The organism is Amycolatopsis sp. QT-25 (assembly GCF_029369745.1).
In the GTDB taxonomy this organism is placed as follows: Bacteria; Actinomycetota; Actinomycetes; order Mycobacteriales; family Pseudonocardiaceae; genus Amycolatopsis.
Genome location: NZ_CP120210.1, coordinates 7,253,585 through 7,275,323, shown reverse-complemented (window position 1 = coordinate 7,275,323; position 21,739 = coordinate 7,253,585). Strand labels below are relative to the sequence as shown.

At 66.1% G+C, this 21,739-nt stretch carries 12 protein-coding genes and 3 pseudogenes; 6 read left to right on the top strand and 9 right to left on the bottom strand.

All coding sequences use genetic code 11. The annotated features are described in order from the left end of the window. Positions 1 to 146: 146 nt before the first annotated feature. A pseudogene (locus P3102_RS34085) lies at positions 147 to 648 on the bottom strand (CoA-transferase). A gap of 858 nt (positions 649 to 1,506) precedes the next feature. After that, positions 1,507 to 3,108 (bottom strand): hypothetical protein, encoded by a 1,602-nt coding sequence (locus P3102_RS34075; RefSeq protein ID WP_276364768.1) that lies wholly within the window; start codon positions 3,106 to 3,108, stop codon positions 1,507 to 1,509. A gap of 445 nt (positions 3,109 to 3,553) precedes the next feature. Between P3102_RS34075 and P3102_RS34070 the strand changes: the two genes are divergently transcribed. Continuing rightward, positions 3,554 to 4,126: a hypothetical protein gene (locus tag P3102_RS34070; protein WP_276364767.1), complete on the top strand. Its 573-nt coding sequence runs from the start codon at positions 3,554 to 3,556 to the stop codon at positions 4,124 to 4,126. A 482-nt stretch (positions 4,127 to 4,608) separates the two neighbouring features. On the opposite strand, the gene P3102_RS34065 is transcribed toward P3102_RS34070, so the two are convergent. From P3102_RS34065 to P3102_RS34055, 3 genes are all read right to left on the bottom strand, one after another. Beyond that, positions 4,609 to 5,424, bottom strand: coding sequence for a DUF1963 domain-containing protein (locus P3102_RS34065; protein WP_276364766.1), 816 nt, complete (start codon positions 5,422 to 5,424; stop codon positions 4,609 to 4,611). Between the two features lie 385 nt (positions 5,425 to 5,809). Next, positions 5,810 to 7,771: a TetM/TetW/TetO/TetS family tetracycline resistance ribosomal protection protein gene (locus P3102_RS34060; RefSeq protein WP_276364765.1), complete on the bottom strand. Its 1,962-nt coding sequence runs from the start codon at positions 7,769 to 7,771 to the stop codon at positions 5,810 to 5,812. Between the two features lie 1,384 nt (positions 7,772 to 9,155). Further along, on the bottom strand, positions 9,156 to 12,299 hold the full coding sequence (locus tag P3102_RS34055; protein WP_276364764.1) for an RHS repeat-associated core domain-containing protein: 3,144 nt from the start codon (positions 12,297 to 12,299) through the stop codon (positions 9,156 to 9,158). A 219-nt stretch (positions 12,300 to 12,518) separates the two neighbouring features. On the opposite strand from P3102_RS34055, the gene P3102_RS34050 reads away from it, so the two are divergent. Beyond that, positions 12,519 to 13,094, top strand: a complete 576-nt coding sequence (locus P3102_RS34050; protein WP_276364763.1) for a hypothetical protein — start codon at positions 12,519 to 12,521, stop codon at positions 13,092 to 13,094. 352 nt (positions 13,095 to 13,446) lie between these two features. Here the strand turns inward: P3102_RS34050 and P3102_RS34045 are convergent, their stop codons facing one another. Both P3102_RS34045 and P3102_RS34040 read right to left on the bottom strand, forming a co-directional pair. Continuing rightward, complete coding sequence (locus P3102_RS34045) at positions 13,447 to 13,578, bottom strand: hypothetical protein (protein WP_276364762.1); 132 nt, start codon at positions 13,576 to 13,578, stop codon at positions 13,447 to 13,449. 785 nt (positions 13,579 to 14,363) lie between these two features. Beyond that, complete coding sequence (locus P3102_RS34040) at positions 14,364 to 14,663, bottom strand: hypothetical protein (protein WP_276364761.1); 300 nt, start codon at positions 14,661 to 14,663, stop codon at positions 14,364 to 14,366. Between the two features lie 100 nt (positions 14,664 to 14,763). Here P3102_RS34040 and P3102_RS34035 point away from each other — a divergent pair, with 100 nt between their 5' ends. Next, positions 14,764 to 15,576: an aminoglycoside 3'-phosphotransferase gene (locus tag P3102_RS34035; protein ID WP_276364760.1), complete on the top strand. Its 813-nt coding sequence runs from the start codon at positions 14,764 to 14,766 to the stop codon at positions 15,574 to 15,576. A 142-nt stretch (positions 15,577 to 15,718) separates the two neighbouring features. On the opposite strand, the gene P3102_RS34030 is transcribed toward P3102_RS34035, so the two are convergent. Next, entirely contained in the window at positions 15,719 to 16,120 is a 402-nt protein-coding gene (locus P3102_RS34030) for a hypothetical protein (RefSeq protein WP_276364759.1), read from the bottom strand. A 254-nt stretch (positions 16,121 to 16,374) separates the two neighbouring features. On the opposite strand from P3102_RS34030, the pseudogene P3102_RS34025 reads away from it, so the two are divergent. From P3102_RS34025 to P3102_RS34015, 3 genes and pseudogenes are all read left to right on the top strand, one after another. Continuing rightward, positions 16,375 to 17,153: pseudogene (locus P3102_RS34025) on the top strand (transposase family protein). A 248-nt stretch (positions 17,154 to 17,401) separates the two neighbouring features. Continuing rightward, the gene (locus P3102_RS34020) at positions 17,402 to 18,925 is read left to right on the top strand and encodes a hypothetical protein (protein WP_276364758.1); all 1,524 of its coding nucleotides are present in this window, start codon (positions 17,402 to 17,404) and stop codon (positions 18,923 to 18,925) included. 230 nt (positions 18,926 to 19,155) lie between these two features. Continuing rightward, positions 19,156 to 19,973 (top strand): IS5 family transposase gene (locus P3102_RS34015; RefSeq protein WP_276363339.1). Its coding sequence is split into 2 segments (ribosomal slippage): positions 19,156 to 19,498 and positions 19,498 to 19,973, totalling 819 coding nucleotides; the frame shifts between segments, so codons are not numbered across the junction. Positions 19,974 to 19,981: 8 nt separating this feature from the next. Here P3102_RS34015 and P3102_RS34010 read toward each other — a convergent pair. Further along, a pseudogene (locus P3102_RS34010) lies at positions 19,982 to 21,279 on the bottom strand (IS701 family transposase). Between the last annotated feature and the right edge of the window lie 460 nt (positions 21,280 to 21,739).

The window sequence follows — 21,739 nt, the reverse complement described above, 5'->3', positions numbered from 1 at the left end:
CCTTCAGGCCTAGCAAGCTCTTACCTGCACAGCCACGGCTTTTCGCTGACATAATTGTTCTCCGCCCGCGGAATACGGCCGCGCGGCCGACGTCGATGGTCAGTCGAACCGTCATGGAGTTTCCTGCGATGGTGTAGTGCGCTGGCTTATGCGGACAGTCGTGCAGGGACAGTGATGTGTGCGCCGGTGGCGTCCCTGAGGTCGGAGACGGTGCCAGCTGGTGCGGTGTCGACCAACTGGAGACCGTTGGGGATGATGCCGAGAACGGCCGGGTCGGTGATGATGCGGCTGATGCACTGGCGGCCGGTGAGCGGCAGGTGCAGTCGGCGACGATCTTGGGGTTGCCGCCGCGGGCGGTGTGTTCGGTGAGGCGATGACGCGGCGGGCGCCGTGGACGAGGTCCCTCGCCGCGCCCCATACCCTTGATCATCTTGCCGGGGATGGTCCAGCTGGCGATGTCGCCGCGGACGGAGACCTGCATGGCGCCGGGATCGCGATGTCGTTGTGGCAGCCACGAACTCCCGTTCTCGGCGGGTAGGACGACGTGGACGCCGTCGGGAATGTGGTTGGGGACGAGCGTGTGGGCAGGCCGATGCCGAGGTTGACGTAGCTGCCGTCGGTGAGTTCGGCGGCGGCGCGGGCGGCCATCTGGTCGCGGTCCAGGGCATCAGCACGTTGTCCTTTCGAGGGTGATGCGGCGTCCGGTGGGCGGGGTACAAGACGGGAGTACCCGCCCCCGCCCGCGCAGGCGTTCGGTGAGCGTGCCCTGAGGGATTAGCCCGACCTCGATTTCGCCCGCGAGATACGCCCGCTGCACAGGCGGTAGCCGACCTTCCCGGCGGCCCCCCGATCGCCATCCGCGGTTTCAGATTCCGCGGCGTGCCCCGACCCCTATTTCGCGCCGCCCGCCACAACGGCGCTTCCGGCCTGAAGGTCGTGCCAAACAACTGCGGCTCCGACGGCCGCGGCATGGGGTTCCTGCTCGAAGCGGGACACGTCGGCCGTGTCGTCGCGTCCTACGTGGGAAAAGAACAAGGAATTCGCCGGCATGATGCCGCTACGAGTAAGTTCGGTCAAGGACGTATATATGTGCAGCCTCATCGCTGATACGGACCGGCGCGGTCGGCTTCGACGAGCGCATCACTCGCGAGCCCCGGCCCTGCCGAGGTCGACCAGCGTGCCCGCGCCGCCACAGCGCATTGTGGGTACCGCCCAGGTCGTCCCCCGCCGCTCCCTGTGCTCGCGTTGATCCGTGGCATCCGGACGAGATCGTCAGCCGTCGTGACTGCCGCGTGCTGTACCCGAGCCTCCTCGTCAATGTGTTGGCCGGGGCGATGCGGTCTTGACTTCTGGATACCGATGTAACCGCCATTCGGCAACGAGAGGGGCGCGACACAAAGCGCCCCACCGTCGGCACCGGGCGCGCCGTCGATGTGGTGTGCCGCGAAGAAACGAGCGGGGAGCCCGACCGGTGTCGGGCTCCCCGCTCGTGGTGTGCGGGTGTGGTCAGGCGCCGGGGACGGCCTGTGCTTTGGCGTTGCGTTCGTAGGTCGACCAGAACTGTGAGGAGCAGTAGGTGCAGTTCGGGCCGAAGTAGAGGCCTCGGGCTTGTTCGTCGCGCATGAGGTGGAGGCGGAACCAGGAGGTGATGGTGCCGTGCAGGGCGGGGATGCTGTAGTGGTCGGCACCGCGTTGTTCGGCGAAGATGGCGGGGACTTGGGTGGCCTGGTTGTAGGGGGTGCGGACGACGATCGGCACGATGGTGGGGTCGTTCTGGCCGGCGATGAACAGTGCGGGGCCGCGCAGCCGGTTGCCGTTGGTGGTCGCGAGGGGGTAGATCGGGGCGATGGTGTCCACGCGGGGGTCGGCTCCGGCGTCGATCGCCGCGCCGCCGCCGAAGGAGTGGCCGGTGGCGCCGACGTTGGTCAGGTCGACCTTGCCCTGCAGGGGGCTTCCGGCGCGGTTGTTCTCCGCGGTCACGTAGTCCAGGCCTTGAAGCATGGGGGCCGCGTTGCCGGCGTTGCCCTCCGCCGCGGCGACGATGAAGCCGTGGGAGGCGAGGTGGTTGAGCAGGGGAAGGTATCGGTCCAGCTTGGATTTGGCGCCGTTGTTCCACAGCACGACCGGGTGCGTGGTGCAGCCCAGGGTGCCGGGGTTGACCGGCCGGACGACAGTGGTGCCACGTCCGTTGGAGGCCGAGGTCACCGCGAACGGGCCCGCGGTGCCCCACTGGCCGTTGACCGACGAGCAGGGCGAGGCAGGCGGGGAGGTGGTGGTCGTGGGGCTGCTCGTGGCGGTCGAGGTGCCGGTGGGAGTCGGGGTGGGAGTGGTGGTGGGTGTCTGCTTTTCGTGTTCGATGATGATGTTCTTGATCTGGGTGAACACGCCGGTGTCGCTGGGGAAGCTGCCGTGGGTGATGCAGGTCGGTGTCTGGAGGTTGGTGGCGCCGACGAGTTCGGCGGAGGTGCTGGGGCTGACGTTGGTGTCGCAGGTGGAGCGCTGGGTGGTGTAGCGGACACCGGGGGAGCCGGGGACCTCGGTGCCGGAGTTCAGGTCGGCCAGCCAGGGCGAGCCGATGGCGAACTGCTTGCAGGACGGGTAGAGGTTCTGGCACCAGGGCGCGGCGGCGGTGGTGCCGTGGTGCGGCCCGGCCATCGAGAAGTACAGCGAGACCTTGTCCTGCGCGCCGGTGACCTTCTTCAGGTAGGAGCGGGCGGCCAGCGTGGAAGCGGACCAGGTGACCAGGACGACCTTGCGGGCGCCGGTTTTGGCCAGCACGCTGTCGACCTTCTGACCGATCTCCTGCCCCGCCTTGGTGAGGTCACCGGTCATGCTCGTGCTGTCGGTCCAGGTTTCGACCCGGTCCGACCGCCAGCCGGCGGAGACGAACTTGGTCTTCATCGGTTCCATGTACTGGGTGGTGCCGGTCATGCCGGGGATGATGAGCACCGGGTCGTGCTCGATGGCCGCCGGGGCGGTGTCGGCGAGGCCGGCGCTGGCCTGGGACGAGAACCCGACCAGGGACACCGCGGCCGCCGCCGCGGTCAGCACCGCGAGCAGTGCCGGACCGCGGCGGCGGATGACGGCGCGTGCGTTCTTTGTGAACATTCGAAGAGCCTCCAGGGACCGGGTGATGCAGGGAATCGACAGGTGATCCGGGGGGTCACGCTGTTTTGCTGATGCTACGAAGGTGAAACCGGCGACAACATGGCTCAATACACACTTTTGAGCTCTCTCCGTATGTCGAAAACCACACCCGTTGGTTCTCGTCCCGTTAATGAAGTGGCTCTTGTCCTCACAGTCTTCGCGCAGCGTTGTCGTTGTCGTTGTCCAAGGCTGCTCGCGACCGCTGTGCACAACAGGCGGAAAATGTGCGGCTGCAAACATTGTTTCCATTTGGGCACTTCGTTACTTTCGGGAAATCGGGCGTTAGTGCATTCCCTATGTGGCCCGTTTTATGCTCCATCTCCCTTTCGCATTTCGTCTTTCTGGAGGGTGATTGATGTTCAGATTCCGAGCTGGAACACTCGGCTCCGCGCGTGGTCGCACAGCGGTGGTCACAGCGGTGTCGACGGTCGCGTTGGTGGGCGGTGCCCTGTCGCGGCAGGTAGCCGCAGGCGAGATTGCGCAGTCGCAGGCGGGCGGTGTTCGTGCGGAGCAGGCGAGCGGTGTCCGCGGGCAGGTGGCGCTGTTGTCGGGAGACAAGGGCACCGTGCTGGAGCAGAAAGCTGGTGTGCCGACCGCGTTCGTGCAGCCCGGCAAGGGTCGGGAGCGGGTGCGGTTCGACATCCGGCGCACGGGCACGGAGCTGCTCGTGGTGCCGCAGGACGCGGTGGCCGACGTCGGTTCCGGCAAGCTGGACCGTCACCTGTTCGACGTGAAGCTGTTGCTGGAGAACGGTTACGACGACGCCCGGCGCGGTGACCTGCCGTTGATCGTGCAGGGCGCCGGTGCGCGGGCGGAGGCGCTCGGCTCGGCAGGCATGACCGTCGGGCACCGGCTGCACGCCGTCGACGCGCTGTTGATGTTCGAGGTGCCATGTCGGTCGCGGTTTGTGGCGCATCGTCGGAGGTCGACATGCCTCGTCCGGCCCGGGAACTACCTCGAGGTGGCCGTGCTCACCTGACGTCGGGGTTGGTACGTCAGCGGCATCTGTCGCAGAGCTGAGGGGACTGCCCCGAGTTTGGTTGACACCGGGGGTGTCGTGTTTCAGGCCGCTGACGCGGCGGTGTAGAGTAGTCGCGCCCGCTCTGACACCGTCAATGGCGGCTCATCCGCAGCATGAGTTTTCCGATAGTCGTTGACCCAGTTGCGGAGTGTCTGCTCGGTGAGACCCAGCTCCCGCGCGACCGACGCCGTCGACCGAGACGACTCCACCACCATCTTCACCGCTTCCTCCTTGAACTCAGGAGTAAACGACCTACGTTTCCTCGACACGAAAACCTTCTCTTCCGAATGAAAACCCTAGTGGGTTCGCCATCCGGAAGATCCGGGGCCCCTCAGATGGGGCTACTCGTTGTCCGGAGTTCGGGCAGTTCGGGTCGGTTGGTTCGACGCTGTTGTGAAGTGGGCGGGGCTGACGCCCCGGCCCTGCGTTGTCCATGTGGTTCAGTCGATATGCGGTTTGATGGTGTGGGTGACGTCTTGTGTGCAGGCGAAGATGTTCAACGCGCCATCGCGCCCGAACCTCCATCCCACGGAGTTTCGTTGTGGCTGCTTGCAGGAACACCGGTCGTCCTGGTGTTCGTGGGTGTGGAAGGACAACAGGAGTCTGAGTGGGGTGCCGCAGTCGTGGCAGTCGAGTTGCCACGGGTCGCTTTGCCAGAAGTAGGCCCAGCCACCGAGCTTGCTGCCGAGCGTGACTGTGGGCCAGTTGTTGTAGGTATCACTATCCTCGTCGAAGAAGCCGTCTTCGTCGACGAACGAGAGTGTGGATTTGATCTCGTCGGGGATCTCCCGCACATCTGGGTACTCGACAACCTCGCACGGGCTCAGGAGACAAGGGGTGGGCGAGAACTCGTCTTCTGCCGTCGTGGGGTGGGGTGGTTCGTCGAGCACGTCGTTGACGTCTTCGGAGCGGCGCCAGACCAGGCGGACGGCCGGGCCGAAGGCGTGGGCTGCGTCGTGTTCGCAGGGGCACCACAGCACCTGAAGAAGATCCGTCCCGTCGGGGAACGGCAGATTCGGAAGGTCGCGGACGAAGAACTGCGCAGCCGCCAGCAGCGGACCTTGGTCCTTGGACGGGTGTGGCTGGTCGCAGTGTGGCCACGGCTCGTCGGTGGGCCACAACAGTGGGCCTCCGAGGTGGCTGTCACGGACGGTGGGCACGCCTGGCCGGGGGTGCAGGCGCGTGGCGGTGCGGGCGAGGTCCGCGAGACCGGGGATCTCGCGGCCGTTGTCGGTGGGGATTGCGGTAGAGGACACGATCAAGAACGGTACCTGGGCTCACCGACAATCCGTGTGTCATTCGATCGGCTGGCCGACCACGCACCCAGTCAGCGTGGACATCACCCTGGTAGCGGGCGAGAACGAAGCCGAAGAAATGGCCGACCGCCCACGCCTTGTGCTGCACCATCGTCCGCGCACAGCCGGGCTCTTTACGTTGGCGGGTGAGGAAACGGTCGGCGTCGTGCGGCTGGGCGGTCCAGGTCGGACGCCCGAGGAACCGCAGTCCTCGAATGCTCACGGGAGAACCGCCGGATCTCGCTGGCCTAGCGGCCGAAGACTGCTTTCGGGTCTTCGGCGATCAGCACCGAGATCTCCCGGATCTTCCGGTTTGTGTGCGAGGTGGTGGCGCGGAACTGATCCATCATGTCCCTTTCCCATGGCCGGCCTGGGTACGCCGACCTTCTGAAACTACTGGGCCTGGGTTCCCACGCGGTGGACGATTCGGTTTGACCAGCGGCCGGTGGCCGCCTGGCTCGGTGGTCAGCAAGCCTTCGCCACGGGACAGCCCTGGGAGTTGCCGTTCGAAATGAACGATCTGCCTGGTCGGAAGGGTGCCGGTCAGTTCTGCCCGGTTGCCGCGAAGCACCGATCCGGTGATGATCCCACCGAGCTCGATCAGCCGGGACAGCGTCACGTTCACCGCATCGGAGGGCAACTCCAGTTCGGCCCGGCTGATCGGCTCCAGCACTTCCGTTCCCGCCTCCTCCAGCGCCTCCCTCACCGCGAGCGGAGCGACCTTGCGGAAGTCGGCCGCCGCGCTGACCGGGCTGAAATAACCGGTGTGGGTGACGGTCACCGTACAGTCGACGACCTCCCAGCCGGACAGCCCGTGCCGCAGCGCCGCCTCGACCGTCTCCTCGATGGCCTTGTGGAAGGCGAGAGGGAGGGAGCCGAGTTCGACGGCGAGGCCGAAGGTCAGTCCCGACCCGGGAGGGCCGGGTTCGACGCGGAGACCAAGCGTCGCGAAATGCGGATTCCGCGGCTCGGTGATGTCCCACAGCGAAGAGCCGGTGCCGATCGGCCGCTCGACACAGATTGTGCGGGTGGCGGCGAAACCGACGTCGAGGCCGTGTTGCCCGGCGAGCGTCTCCGCGATGATCTCCTTCTGCACCTCGCCGTAGAGCCGTACGGAGATCTGGCGTGTCTCGTCGTCCTGCCGGACGGAGATCAGCGGATCCTGTTCCGCCAGTTCCTGCAGGGCGGCGAATACGACGGGCGTCTGCTCGGGCCGGACGGGAACGACCACGGTTTCCAAGGCGGGCGACGGGAACTGCGGCGCGACACCTTCGGCGTCGAGTACGCCGACCTGGTCGCCGATCCGGATCTCCTTGAGACCGGTCACCTTGGCGATCCGCCCGGCCCGCGCGCGGGCCTCGACGGTGTCGTCGCCGATTTCGAAGACGCGCACCGCGCTCACCTTCGCCTCCGTCGTGATCGTTCCGCCCGGGCCCCGGCGATGGAACCGGACGACGTCCCGCGAACCGAACTGACCGGAGAACACGCGGACGTAGGCGATCTTCTCGTGTGCGCGGCCGCGTTCGATCTTGAACACCGTCGCCCGCAGCCGGTCGTCGGGCGCGGGTTTCGCCGTGCCCGCGAGGAATTCCCGGATGCCGCCGGTCAGCTCGGCGATCCCTGCACCGCTGTGCGCGGACCCGAAGAAGACGGGGAAGACGACGCCGAGCCGGGTCTGGCGGACCACTTCGGCCCGGTAATCCTCGGCGGTCGGCGCTCCCTCGAGGTACGCGGCAAGAAAGTCGTCGCTGTGCTCGGCCAGCGTCTCGGCGAGCCTGGCCGATGGGGAGACCGGACGCGGCAGGACCTTCGCGGACGCCGTGCCGAGGTCCTCGACCTCGGACATCGGCACGCACGCGACGCCGAGGCTTTCGGTGAGGTCGGTGAGAAGTCCGTCGTAGCGGGCGCCAGTGCGGTCGATCTTGTTGGCGAAGATCACCACGGGAATCCGCAGCCGGATGAGCGCACGCATCAGCACCCGGGTCTGCGCCTGCACTCCCTCGACGGCGGAAACGACGAGGACGACGGCGTCAAGCACGCGCAGCGCGCGCTCGACCTCGGCGATGAAGTCCGGGTGGCCGGGGGTGTCGATCAGGTTGACGCGCAGATCGCCGACGCGAAGGGCGACGACGGCCGAGCGGATGGTGATGCCGCGACGGCGTTCCAGTTCCATCGTGTCGGTGTGGGTGTCCCCGGCGTCGACGCGGCCGAGAGCGCCGATGGCACCGGTGTGATGGAGCAGGCGCTCCGTCAGGCTCGTCTTACCGGCGTCGACATGGGCGAGAATTCCGATGTTCAGGTGCTCCATGGATAAACGGCTCCAGGGCTGTCGAAGGGTCCGTACGACTCGGGGACTCGACAGCGCACCGCACGCCGTTCTCCTTTCCGGGGGACACCTGACGCGGCCGGAGCCTAACAGCGAGGTACCGGCCCGTCACGCGAATTACCACCCCCTCCGGTACCTGCGCGCGCGAAGACCGCGTTCAGTCCTCGGAATGCGTCACCGTTCTCCCGGCGAAGTGGGCACCATGCTGGCTTCACGCCGGCTGCGCCGCCAGCGACGATCTCGACGACCGGGGAGGCGTTGGGCTGGTCGATGACCAGTTCCCAGCCGCGGTTGATGTCGATGGTGATCGCGAGCGGGCGTGGTTCGAATGCACCCCAGGCCGGGGGGTCTCGGTGCGGGGCAGTGGTACGTAGAGCACGTCGCGGTGGGTGGTGATGCCCCGCTGGCCGAGGCGGCCGCGACGGTGTCGAGCAGCGCGACCGCCTCCTCGGGTGCGGATGGGCGCCCCTCGCGGACGCTGCGGGTGGTGATCTCCAGGGCGACGACGGCGAGCCGTTGGGCCCAGTCGTCGCCGGGGTAGTCGCCGGACATGTCGGCGCCGCGTTCGATCGCGGTGGCGCACCAGGCGTGCAGCAGATCGCCGGCCATGTCGAGCACTGGCGCGGTGGACAGCGACGTGAGGTAGCGCCGATCGACACGTTCTACGACGTTGCTGGCCGCCAGCGCGGACGATGTGGCCCGCGCCCTGCGGTAACGCCCACAACAGCACGAACCCCCTGACCCGACTCACGAAGTGACAGGACAACGAAAGCCTCCGGCCTGCCCAGGCCGGAGGCTTTCGTGCGTTCAGGGCACTTATCGCGTCGTCGGCGTCGAGCCGCCGGGCGCGCCCCACGGCAGGGGCAGCCGCCGCGTCAGCTGGCTGAGTCATCCGGTTCGATCGCCGCAGCCGCGATGATCGGCGCAGCCGCCCGCAGCAGTCGCAGGACCGCGTCGGCGGGCACCTCGATCACGATCCCGGCGACGGCCTGGACGTCACTGCTGAGCGCCTCCTCGGCGATCGCGCGCCGCCAGCCCGACGGGTCGATGAGGTGTCCCAGGCGGATCAGGGCGAACTCGGATGAGCTGATGCCGGCATACCTGAAGTCCTGGCCCGAGCCAGTCGAGGCGCTGATGACTCGGGCCAGGACTACCTAATCGGCCTGTCTTTGGTGATGGAAGTAGTGCCAGAAAGCATAGGCCGTCGCTAGGAGGCCTGCTACGGCGATGATGTTGACATACAGGTTGCGCAAGTACAGGAACGAGAAGAGCGCGAAAAGAACAGATACTGTTCCTGCTATTGCGGGACCGATGATCCTCTTGTCGATGGCTGGCGTCCTTTCACCTCGGCCAATAGCTTGTGTGTTCAGCTACAGGCTATTGCCGCGCCGGTGATGGCACCGGTCGCCGTGATACTGGTTTGAATGGCGACTGGTACCAGAGCTCCGCCTGTCGCCCCAGCTCCGGCGACGGCAGCCGCGGCACCGACTAGGCCGAAGATCGCGGCGACCCCGGCGCCGGTGCATCCCTTGCTCGCCTTCGTGCCGGAGGGGTCACTGGCGTTGACCGGGTCGCCTTGGGCGTAGGCGTAGATGTTGTCTTCCTGTCCGGTGGGGTCGGGTTGGGTGAAGCGGCTATAGACGGGGTTGTAGTGGCGCGATCCGGTCAGTGAGATTCCGGAGGTGAGCCGGTAGGTGCCGATCCAGCGGACCCGGTTGGCTTCCGCACCTGAGCCGGAAAGGTAGGTGGCGGTGGTGGTGCCGTAGGGGGTGTAGTCGTAGCGGGCGGTCACCTGGCCGGTGTCGTTGACCAGGGCGAGGACACTGCCCTGGTCGTCGGTGATCGCGTTGTGGTGCTGGCCGGCGGTGTCGGTGACGGCGGTCAGTTTTCCGTCGGTGTCGTGGGTGTAGGTGGTGGTTGCACCGTTGACGACGGTGCGGGACACGCCGAGCGCGGTGCGGGTGAAGGCGTGGCTGGTGGTGGTGGTGCCTTCGGCAGTGTCAGTGGTTTCGGTGATCGCGTTGGGCTGGGTCTGGTCGAGGGTGTCGTAGGACGCCGTGAACAGGGTGTCCGTGCCTGAGGTGATCGAGGTCAGCTGGTTGGTGGGGCTGTAGTGCGCGTGCCCGCCCGGCGTGGTGGTGGACAGGTTGCCGGCGCCGTCGTAAGTGGCGGTGGTGGTGTCGACCTTGGTCATCTGGTTGGCGGTGTTGACGGTGTAGGTGCGTCCGTCGCCGGAGGTGAGGTTTCCGGCCAGGTCGTAGGCGTAGCCGCGGGTGCCGGCTTTGGTGAGCCTGCCGAATCCGTCGTAGGTGTTCGCGGCGGTGCCGGTGGAGTCAGTGCGGGACTGGATCTGGCCGGTGTCGGTGCCGTCGGCACGCGTATAGCGGTAGGTGCTGGAGAACAGGGTGGCGCCCGCGGAGTTCTTGAGGGCGATGGCTTTCTGCCGCCCGCTGGCGTCGACCTCGATGGTCTGCGTGCTACCACCGGGCAGGGACGCAGAGGTGCGGTTGCCGGCGGTGTCGTAGCCGTAGGTGGTGACCTTGCCCGCCTGGTCGGTCAGCGAGGTCAGCCGGTCCGCGGCGTCATAGCCGTAGAGAGTCCGTCCGCTCGGGTCTTCCACCCCGGTGACATTGCCGCCGCGATCGTGGGAGTAGATCGTCGCCTGGATGTTCCCGCCGGCGGTGCGGGTGACCTTGGCCAGCAGCTGCCGGTTGAAGGTGCTGGTGAAGTCAGCTTGTGCGGTGCGGGCGGTGGTGCGGTTGCCGATGCCGTCGAAGCCGTACGCGGCGAGGCCGGTGCCGTCGGCGGCGGAGACGGCCACGATGTGGTCGAGTTTGTCGTAGCCGTAATTGATGGTGACGCCGCTACCGTCGGTCACGCTCGTCACCCGTGACAGGGAGTCGTAGGTGTAGGTGGTGGGCTTGAGCGGCGTCGGCGGGATCACGGTGGTCAGGTTGCCTGCGTTGTCGTAGCCGTAGCGGGTGATGTTGCCGTTGCCGTCGGCTTTGGTCGCGACCAGGCCGGTGGCGGTGTAGGTGTACTTCGCCACGTCGGCGCCGAGACCGTCGGCGCGCACGGCTTTGACGTTGCCGTTGCTGTCATAGGACTTGGTGACCTTGGTGCCGGAGAAGTCCGACACCTGGGTCGGCAGACGCGGGTGGGCGGTGTCGGTGTAGCCCACCGACGCGGTCGCGCTGGTGGGGAGCTTGCCGCCCTTGAGGTTGTTGAGCGCGTCGTAGTCGTAGGTCACCGAGTTGTTCATGCCGTCGGTCAGGCTCGCGACATCACCGTTCGCCGACCACGACTGGGCCCGGGTGTGGCCGAGTGCGTCGGTGGCCTTGATCTGACGCTGCTTGTCGTCGATGGTGTAGGTGGTTTTGTGACGGTTGGGGTTGGTGACCGTGGTGGTCGTGTCGCCGTAGGCGTAGTCGGTGATGCTGGGAACGCCGTCCGAGTCCGGCTCCTTTACCTGCGTCACCCGCCCCACCGAGTCGTAGGCCAGTACATAGGTCCCGCCCCCCGGCGGTGTTACGGACGTGACCCGCCCCATCTCGTCCTGGGTGAAGGTGGTCTTGCCGTCGTTGCGGTTGGTGATGCTTGCCAGCCGGCCGCCCGGGCCAGGCTGGGCGTAGGCGTAGCCGCCGGCGACCAGGCCCGACGGGTCGGTGATCGCGCTGATGCGCCCGTCGGCATTGGTGACGGCGGTGGTGACGCGGCCCTGGGTGTCGGTGATCGAGGCGAGTGTGCCGTCGGTGGCGTTGTAGCGGTAGGTCAGAGCATGCCCGTTACGGTCGGCCTGCGAGATCAACCGCCCCGCACCGGTGAACGACCATGTCTCACCCGACGAGTGCTGCGACAGCGTGTACTTGCCGTCGGCCAGCTTCACCAGCGTGGCGTGCCCACCGATCGGAGTGGCGTAGCTGCCGTCGGGATTCTGTCTGTACTCCGAGCAGTATCCCGTCGGGTCCTGCACCACGACGGCGCCGGCGGTACCGAGAATAAGCCGGACGTCCGGCCCACTCGACACCGTCCACTGCTTGCCGAACGCGCCGGCGATACCGCGGCTGTTGTAGACCGCGTTCACCGACAGATCCAGGCCAGTGCCCTTGACCGTCACCGCCCGATCGGTGATGACAGCGTTGCCGTTGGCCCGGTTGACCAGCAACTCGGTGCGGTCGGAGATTGCGTACCGATCCATCGGGAACCATGGCTGGGTGCCCAGGCGGGCCCCGGTCGCGCAGTTCGCCGATGTGATCGATGGTCTCGAACCCGGCGTCGCTTCCTCGAGTTTCGCGGTCACCTGATCAGCCGGGACACCGGTCGGAGTCCGGTTGACCTGCGTCGGCGGTGTCCACGTCACCGGCAGCGGCACACCACCAGCGATCCCGGTGGCCGCCGAGGCGGACACCGGGATCGCGGCCACCAGCACCACAGCGGTGGTCGCACTGATTACGCGCAGCACAAAGCGACGCAACAATTTTCGTTGCATAATAAGGAAATCTTCCCTCAAAGCCCGAAGGCTTCCCCAGACGGCGGGTTCGCCGCCAGAACAGCCGACGCTTGCGCCCGAAGATCACCGCACACAGCGCCGGAAAATCACCACCACTCGAACAGGCCAGAAAACTTAACGCCGGATGATCCATTTAGCGCACCTCTATGCACCATCCGCCGACACCAGGTGAACGGTGCCCTCACCGTGCGCATGGTGAGAAAGAGCGACCTCGTGGCCATGTCTTCGCGAGATCGGTTTGGGCTGGACGAGGAACCGGTTGGCGCGGACGCGGCACGTCTGCTTTACGCCGACGACGCACGTCGGTTGTCGGACTTCGCGCGTAGGCTCGTCGCGACCGGGCGCGACCACGCCCCAGGTGACTACATCCACGAAGCACTCCTGCTCCTGCGGCATGCCGAGCACCTGGCCGAGCTCGCCATTGTCGTCGAACGCGCCCGCGGCGCCACCTGGAACGAGATCGGCGCGGCCGCCGGCGGCATCACCAAGCAGTCGGCTCAGCGCCGCTGGGCCGACGCGGCCGAGACCGTCGACGCGCTGACCGACGGGATCGGCGCGGACGCCCTGCGCAGCCGGAAAGCCGCCACGAGCCGGAAACCGGCCGAGGACCTCGACGCCTGGTATCTGCGGCACCTCGAACCCGGCGACGTCGCTGACGACACCGACCAGCCCGTCAGCGGCTACCTGGACAACCGCCCCACCCGGCCTTGCGCGGCGAGCCACGGCGGACATCGTCCGGCTGACGAATCTGCTCGAAGCTTCGGACACGGACACCGAGGGGCACTTCGTCGCTAGCGGTCGCACCCAAGCAGAAGTCGCTGAACTGGAAAAACTCGACCAGTCAACTGTTGGCAGCCGTTGATGATCTACAAGGCCCAGCTAGAAGCCCGCACACAACCGGCGGGCGCGATGGTCACCACCGATGACGAGCAGGAGCTGGGATGCAGTTCAAGCGACGGACGCTGACTCAGATCGCCGACCTGATCTGCGGGAATCTCCAGCGGAGTCATCGCATTTCGTCTACCGCAGCAGTTCGTTCCTCACCGAGTTCTTCGCTGATGTCGACACCGACTACGAGCACGATGGACCTGCCGCGTGTCAGCGATCCAGATACTTGCTTAACCCGATTTGCCGTGTATTACTAGATTTAACAAAGACCCGGAGGGGTGAGCATGGAGGCGTAGTTGCCGCTGTCGTCCGAGACGGTCTCGGTGAGGTAGCGGACCAGTGCCCGCTCGGCGGAGCCGCCCTCGACCTTGCGCAGGTGCGAGGCGATCACGCGTATCGCCTCGCTCGCCACCACGTCGTAGCACGCCGCGCACAACGCCAGGTCGAATACATCGGCGCGCTTCTGAACTTGGGGCGATGCTGAGGAGACCCGTTCGAGAGCGAGAGGGCCACCTTCGTTCTCTCCAGCCAGAAGAGGACAGGGCTGGGGTATTCGCAACGGTGGCGTGCGCAGACGAATGTGCCGTCGCGGACACATCGACCGGTTGCGCTATTTCCGCAACGGCAGTAGTCCACAGGTCGCCTTTCTGCTCGTCGAAGCGACGCGGGCGAGTCAAGGTAGCGGCACAGCCTCTCGGCTATCTGGCGCGTGCCATGTCCATGGCCCCCGTCGTGTAGCGTTTTCCACCGGGTGGTCGTTCGGGGTCATTGCGCTGTTACGTCGCGATGTCCCGTTGGGACCTGTCTGTCCTGCGGCCCGTGGACCTTCGGCGGCCCGGCAGAGTCCCCGCAAGCCCGACAAGAACGCCGAGACTACGCGGCGCACCAGCGCGAGGTGGTCCACGCGTCACCATCACGGCGGTGACGCGATGCTGCACCATCGGTCCCTGACCCCATGCCCGGTGAGGCAACGCCTGGCCCAACTCTCACGCCACGCTTGAGTGACCCGGTCTGCCAACGACCACGCGCCACCGATTCCGCAAAGTAGGTCCCGACACCTCGAGCGATCATCGTCCGGACCTACCTTTCGGACCGCAGCTCAGCGCGGTGAAGCTCCGCAAAGTTCGAATGGACAGACAGTGGTTGTCCTGCCCGGCTGAACCTGTCTTTTCCGGACTAGGCGCTGTCGTCGCTGATGGCTGGGCTCCCGAGGTCGACCGGACCGACTGGTGGGCGCTCGCGGAGCTTTTCGAGGTTCACGAGCCGGCGAGCTGCGGCGTCGCGGCTGGTCTTCAGGCCGGCGACCTCCCCGAGCCATCCGTTGGCCTGTGCCTCGTTGATCCGGTCGTTGAGATTGCGGATGATCTCGACCAGGCGGGGGCGGGCTTGGGGGTCGAGGCGGAGGTGGCGAGCAGGCGCGGTGGTGGTCCAGGTTGGTGGCGGCCGGCGGCCGTTGTCGTCCGGCTGCTCAACCATCGTGCCGTCAGCACTGGCTCGTCCGCCGCTGACACCTGCGATCAGCGCTCGGGAAATCGATTGGCCGGTAGGGCCCGACCCCTGTCAAGATCGTGATCTTATGAGCAGTCGCCCTGTCATTTCCGAGGTTCCGGCCGGGCCGGTGCCCGTCCCTGACATCGTCGTAGCGCTCGCCGGTGACGCCGCCATCACCCCCGTATGGCGCAACGAGCTCGGCGGCCTGACCTTCCGGCTGGACGGGGACGACGGCGCCAGATACGTCAAGTGGGTCGCTGCCGGGACCCCCGAGATCGACCTGCCCGGCGAAGCCGAGCGCCTGGCCTGGGCGCAAAGCTGGGCGCGCGTCCCACCGGTCCTCGACCACGGCACCGACGCCGAGGGCGCGTGGCTGATCACCGCGGCTGTCCCCGGCCGGTCGGCGGTGGAGCCCCGATGGAAGGCCCAGCCTGCTATCGCGGCGGCCGCGATCGGCCGCGGACTGCGCCTGCTCCACGACACCCTGCCCACGGACCGATGCCCGTTCGACTGGAGCGTCGAGCGGCGGCTCGTACGCGCCGACGAGCGCATCACCGACGGCGAGGGACCGGCCGACTGGTCCCCCGAGCACCAGCACCTCGGACTCACCGAAACCAGGGTCCGGCTCGGTGAACCGCCCACGATCGACCGTCTCGTGGTCTGCCACGGCGACGCCTGCACCCCGAATACCCTGCTGCACGACGACGGCACCTTCGCCGCGCACGTCGACCTGGGTTCGCTCGGAGTGGCCGACCGATGGGCCGACCTGGCGGTCGCGACGTGGAGTCTCGACTGGGACTACGGTCCCGGTTTCGACGGCATCCTGTACGACACATACGGGATCGACCCCGACCCACAACGCATCGCCTACTACCGCTTACTCTACGACTTGGCGTGAACCACCGAACCCACAGCCGACAGATCGGCCGAGATAGTCAGCCCAGGTGGGGTCCAGGGCTGTCACGTCGTGGGCGTACGGGCCGGACGTGGCGGCTGAGACAAAGGCGCGATCCCTGCCTGCCGGAAGCCTTTCAGCCAGATCACACGTGGCGTTCCCGTCTGCACACTGGTCGTCGTAATTGGGAAGGCGGCGGCGCAACGGATATCGGGTGGTTGCCGCCGACCACGTCGTCGTCGCGCAGTTCTTCGATCTCGAGGCGGAATCCTGCGACGAAGTGAATGTTGCTGGCGCGGCTGTGCTTTCGTCGACGTCGGCGAACCGCCGGCCGGGGTCGGCGATCATTCGGCCCGCGTCCAGCAGCCCCTGCAGCGTTTCGAAGGTCATGGAGCCTGTGGTCCCGGGATGGCATGGCTGGTACCCAGCCACGAAGTGCCGCCGGGATCGCCGCGTGGAAGGCGACCTCGCCGACGGCGGTGTCGAGCGCTCCGGCCAGTTCGAGCGTTACGACTCCGTGCAGGGTCGCCCGCGCGATGGTCGGCATGAGACGTTCTCCAGTAAGTTATGGAAGCCCCGGCCGCCGTTCACTGTGGGCTCAATGCCAACAGGCGAGGCACTGTCTCGCCCGCTCGGGGGGGCGTGGCGGACGAGCCAGGTCACATTTCTTTCGCTAACCAGATCCGCTCGCAGGCGGCAAGTTTTGCTGATCCGGGGCGGCGTCCCCGCCGTCCGTCGCGGCTAAGCGCTGTCTCGTAACCCGGTGGCTGGTCGCTGCAGCAGGTGGTTGATCATGACCGTGTGCAGGTGATCTCGGCATCGAGCCCGGAGTGGATCTTCCCGTTCACCGGGTTGCAGCCCGCTCAGTTCCGCAAGCTCGTGCGGGTGGTGGCCGTGCGCGGTGGCGAGGACATCGCCGACGGGCGCCCGGCAGGCGGTGGTCGCTGGGCCTGGCGGACCGGGTGCTGCTGAAGGCCACCTACTGGCGCACGAACCTGCGGATGCGTCAGATCGGGCCACTGTTCGGGGTCTCGCACTCCGCGGCGCACCGGGTCATCGACACCGTCGGCCCTCTGCTCGCCCGCGCCCCGATCCGCCGCCGACGAGTCGACCAAGTCGCGATCATCGACGGGACTCTGGTCCCGACCCGCGACCACCGACTGGCAGCCCCGTCGAAGAACCACCGGTACTCCACCAATTTGCAGGTGGTCATCGACGCCGAGACCCGCTTGGTCATCGCCACCGGTGACCCGCAACCCGGCAACCGCAACGACTGCACCGCCTACCGCGACTCCGGCATCAAGGACAAACTCGCCGGGCGCCCGGTCATGGCCGACGGCGGCTACCAAGGCAACCCGGCCGTGATCATGCCCTACCGCAAACGACGCGACAAGCAGGCACTGAAGGCCTGGCAGGAAGACCGCAACGTCGCCCACCGCACGATCCGGGCCCGCGTCGAACACGCCCTCGCCCGGATGAAGCTGTTCACCATCCTGCGCGACTACCGCCGCGCCGCCAGCACACTCGGCGACACCGCATCCGGCATCGCCAACCTGCACAACATCATCCTCACCGGCTGACCACAGCATCCCCGGCAAAACCTCAAGATCAGTTACGAGACAGCGTTTAGCGTCGGATACGTTCAACTTGTTGCATGTACCGCTGCACCTGGCGGTGTTCTTCCAGCTGGAAGCCAAGTCGCGTGAGCTGCCCTACCGGGACACTTCCGGACCTATATCGACAGTTCACGAGCCAGCTTCGTCCGCTGATTGAAGGTGACCTCGGAGCGGCCGGTTGGCACGGGGCGATCGCGCCTCTCGTGACCTACATGAGCGAATACGAGACCTTGCATGCACCAGCTGCACTCCTGGATCGACTTCCACAACGTGCATGGCCGGCACTGGCTTCGGTGGGTGTCATCCGCGATGACGGCGACACTGTCCAGTTCTTTCATGAGACTTACTTCGACTTCTTGTTCGCACAAGAGTTCGTCGCCCAGGGACAAGTTCTGCACGACTTCGTGGTGGACTCGGGTCAGCAACTGTTCCGGCGCGCCCAGCTGCGCCAGGTCCTCGAACACCTCATCGGGGTCAATCGACGGCGGTTCCGGACAGACGCGGTCCGGCTCTTGACCAGCGACGCGATTCGTTCGAACCTTCTCGATGTCGTGATCGGGGTCCTCAGTTCCCTGCCGGCCGTGGCAGATGACTGGCTGGCGATCGAACCGTTCGCATTCGGGGGCTCACGTCGTAGTGGGCGGCTTCTCGGCCTGCTGATGGAGCCCGCCTGGTTCGATGCTGCCGACTCGGCCGGTCGCTGGGGGCCGCCGCTCGCGGAGCCTGCGACGGCTACACCGACAGCCAACGTCCTGGTCAGGGCGGCCAGGGAGCGTGGGAAACGCGTCGCTGAACTGGTCAGGCCCTTCATCGGCAGCTGTGACGAGTGGACGCTTCGACTGCGGTCCATGGTCGAGTGGTTTCTGTCGCCAGGCCTGGTCGACCTGACCGTTGAGCTGCTCCGCTGCGGCTTGTTGGACGGAGCTCGAGGGCCGATCGCGGTCAACAGCAACTTCTGGTCGATCATCGTCGGCCTGCATGACGAAGATCCCGCAGGAGCGGCGCGGGTTGTCGGTGCGTACTTAAACCGCGCCAGAGAACGAGCACAGGCCGACGACGTCGCCAACCCGTTTCCGGATTACATCGACCAGTCGGGAGGTGCCGGTGGCGACAAGACGATCGTCGAGATCGCCACAGCAGCGCCTCAGCAGTACCTGGAGCACGTGCTCCCCTTCGTACTTACAGTATTGGACGACACTGCCACAGACGCCGATAGCGAGCGAAAGGCCGGCGGTCCTTGGGCGTACAGGTTCTACCGATCTCATCAAGTCACCGACGCAGTCTTAGACGGCATCGATATCGCCCTACGCGCGACTGCACACGACCTTTGGAGCAACTCGAGCTCCACTATCTCTACTTTGAGCAGTAGCGCTCACGAGGTCGCGCGATTTCTCGCGTGCCGAGCCTACGCAGTCATCGCCGAGCAAGCAGCGGACGAGGCGATCGACTGGCTGCGATCGGATGACCGAAACCTGAAACTAGGCTGGCATGGCAGCAACGTCTGGGCATCACGGCTACTCATCGAGGCGACCACACCGCATTGCGGCGATGCCCAACTCGAGGCTCTAGGCACGAAGCTCCTTGCCCACTACCCCACCTGGGAGAGGAAGCCCGGAAGAAATGGAGCTTGGGGGTACACTCAGTACGTGCTGATGTCGGCGTTGCCCGAAAGTCGTCTGACACCCGATCATCGCTTGCGAACGTGCCGTCGAACACGCCGGTGTCGAACTCGGTGATCTGAGTAGAGCGATCGCGGCCGTCAGCCGTGACATTGTCACGGTCGTGCTCCGGCTCTATCGGCAAGGCGACGCGGTAATGCGCGATAGATGTCTCGACGTCGTCGACAAGCTGGCCGATGTCGGGGCATACGGGCTGCTGGAGGCGCTCCAGCATGAGCGTTGACGGGCAGGGTGCTAAGAGCGTGTCTTACGTGGCGACCGGTGGCTGATGCGCCATGATCTTGGTCGTGGTTGATCGGTTGTCTTTGCGTCTTGTGCCGGATGAGCTGTGGGAACTGGTGAAGCCGTTGATCCCCGCGTTCACACCGCGTCCGCAGGGTGGTGGGACCGCGCCGTTGGATCCGCGGCAGGTGTTCACGGCGATCGTGTACGTGCTGACCAGCGGATGTGCTTGGCGGGATCTGCCGCCGTCGTTCGGCGTGCCCTTCCAGACCGCGCACCGCCGGTTCGCGCAATGGACAGAGGCCGGGCTATGGCGCGAGCTCCATCGTGTACTGCTTGACGAACTGGGCAGCCGGGGCTTGCTCGACTGGAGTCGTGCGATCGTGGACGGCGCCTCCGTCCGCGCGAAAAAGGGGGATCTCTGACCGGCCCCAGCCCGGTCGACCGAGGTAAACCCGGCTCGAAAATCCACGTCCTGTCCGACCGTGCCGGCCTGCCGCTCACGATCGCGATCTCCGCCGCGAACACCCACGACTCGCTCGCGCTCAAACCCCTGGTGATGGCGATCCCCGCGGTCAAGTCCCACCGAGGCCCGCGACGCCGCAAGCCCGCCAAGCTGCACGCCGACAAGGCCTACGACCAGCCCGCGCTCCGACACTGGGTCCGCGACCGCGGCATCACAGTCCGCATCGCCCGCAAAGGCATCGAATCCGCGGACAAACTCGGCAAACACCGCTGGGTGATCGAGCGAACCATGGCCTGGCTCACCGGATACCGCCGCCTCACCCTGCGCTACGAACGCAAAGCCGAACACTTCCTCGCCTTCCTTACCCTCGGAGCCGCCCTCACCTGCCACAAGAAACTCCGAAAGCTCACCACGTAAGACACGCTCTAATACTGCAATGACACTTCGTGATGGCCGCGCCGGCGGTAGTGGCTGGTTCGGGCGCGGGCTTGGCTGGTTCGTCGCCATCGTGACCAGTGCATAGCGTGCTGGATTGTGTGCTGGACCCGCGTGGTGACACGGTTGAATAGCTTGCGGATTTCGTTGGACGTGAGCGGTATCAGGCCGGGTGTAGATCCCCTTTTTTTGCGGTCTCTCGAGTGATGACGAGGAATGCTGCCGCTGCCATGGAGAGAGTTATATGCCGATACCATGCTTCGTATCGGCGGACCTGGTAGTGGTCGAGCCCGGTTTCGTTCTTTGCGGTTTGGAAACTTTCTTCGATCGCCCAGCGGCTGCCAGCGACGCGTACCAGTTCTCGGAGATCGGTTTCGGCGGGGCCAAAGCAAATGTAGTAGGAAATCTCGGTGGGGTCGCTGACCGAGCGGCGGGCCAGCAGCCAGTGGCCGACTTCTCGCCGGCGCAGCGGGCGGATGTCAACTACGGCCCAATCGTAGATCCGCTGCCCGTGGGCGCCATCGCCGCAGGACAGGCGCTGCCAGGCAGTCGGGGCGGCGTCCGCGATAACCGAGTGGGCGCGCCGCTGCCGCAGATCCATGGAAATCACCATCTGGGACTTGGGCACCGCCAGTACATGTGCGATGTCGTGTTCTTCCAGCCAGAGCCGCAGCCGTCCAACCTGCCCGTACGCTTCGTCGGCGGTGAACCACGCGAACGGGATACTCGCGGCGAGCGCGCGTTCCAACATTAATTGCGCCAGTTCGGGTTTCGTCGCGAATCCGACGCCGTTAGGAATGCCCGCAGCGCTGCACCGATCCCGATCGGCGATCCACTCTTTCGGTAGATACAACTCCCGATCGATCAAAGCCCGCCCCCGAGCCGATACATACGCCAAGAACACGCCGATCTGCGAATTCTCGATGCGCCCGGCCGTGCCCGAATACTGGCGCGCTACGCCCGCGGACTTCGTGCCCTTCTTCACGAACCCGGTCTCGTCCGCGATCAACACGCCACGTTCGGCGTCCGCCAGCACCTCGACCACCGTGGCCCGCACATCATCACGCACGCCTTCGGCGTCCCAGGCGTAGAAGTTCAGCAGCCGCTGCATGCCCTGCGGGCCGGCCTCGCCGGCCATCTCCGCCAGGGTCCAGCCGTTCTTGCGCTCGACTTCAGCCAGCAGTCCCCGCAGGTAAGACACCATCTGACGCCGCGGCTCCACCCGCGAGAACCGCGACGCGAACCGCCCCGCGAACGCAGTGAAATGCGCCGACCAACCCGTCGCCATCTCCAACACAGGAGATCAACTACACGATCGCCGGGCCAAAGCCTAACCGACACACTCAACCACTCTATAACGAAATGTCATTGCAGTACTAAGCCTCCTGAGCGGTACCTCTGGTGGTCTACCTGCCCGGAGGACGCCACTGGGCATTTCATGTGACCGATTTCGCCATCATCGGCCAGCGCTCCAGCGTCACCCAGTGACCCTGCCGGGTAAAACTGGGGTCTCGTAGGTGGCAGGGAGCCGCTGTACAGCAGCGAGGCCGCGCTTGCGCCGTCTCCGATTGGGCTCCGTTGCCGAAGTAGAGCCCGACACGGCCCGATACAGCCTGGCACGTGGATGTAACGCAAGACTCGCGCTGACCTGCATAGATGGTCGAAATTCGACACTTTGCGATATCGGCTGACACGGCAGCGGAGGGGACTTGTAAACAGAAGGTCAGGGGTTCGAGCCCCCTTGGCGG

Coding starts and splice junctions, on each gene's coding strand:
- P3102_RS34075 (WP_276364768.1), bottom strand. CDS start 3,108: ATGTTCACAAAGAACGCACGCGCCGTCATCCGCCGCCGCGGTCCGGCA.
- P3102_RS34060 (WP_276364765.1), bottom strand. CDS start 7,771: ATGGAGCACCTGAACATCGGAATTCTCGCCCATGTCGACGCCGGTAAG.
- P3102_RS34050 (WP_276364763.1), top strand. CDS start 12,519: ATGTCTTCGCGAGATCGGTTTGGGCTGGACGAGGAACCGGTTGGCGCG.
- P3102_RS34040 (WP_276364761.1), bottom strand. CDS start 14,663: ATGGTTGAGCAGCCGGACGACAACGGCCGCCGGCCGCCACCAACCTGG.
- P3102_RS34035 (WP_276364760.1), top strand. CDS start 14,764: ATGAGCAGTCGCCCTGTCATTTCCGAGGTTCCGGCCGGGCCGGTGCCC.
- P3102_RS34030 (WP_276364759.1), bottom strand. CDS start 16,120: ATGCCGACCATCGCGCGGGCGACCCTGCACGGAGTCGTAACGCTCGAA.
- P3102_RS34020 (WP_276364758.1), top strand. CDS start 17,402: ATGAGCGAATACGAGACCTTGCATGCACCAGCTGCACTCCTGGATCGA.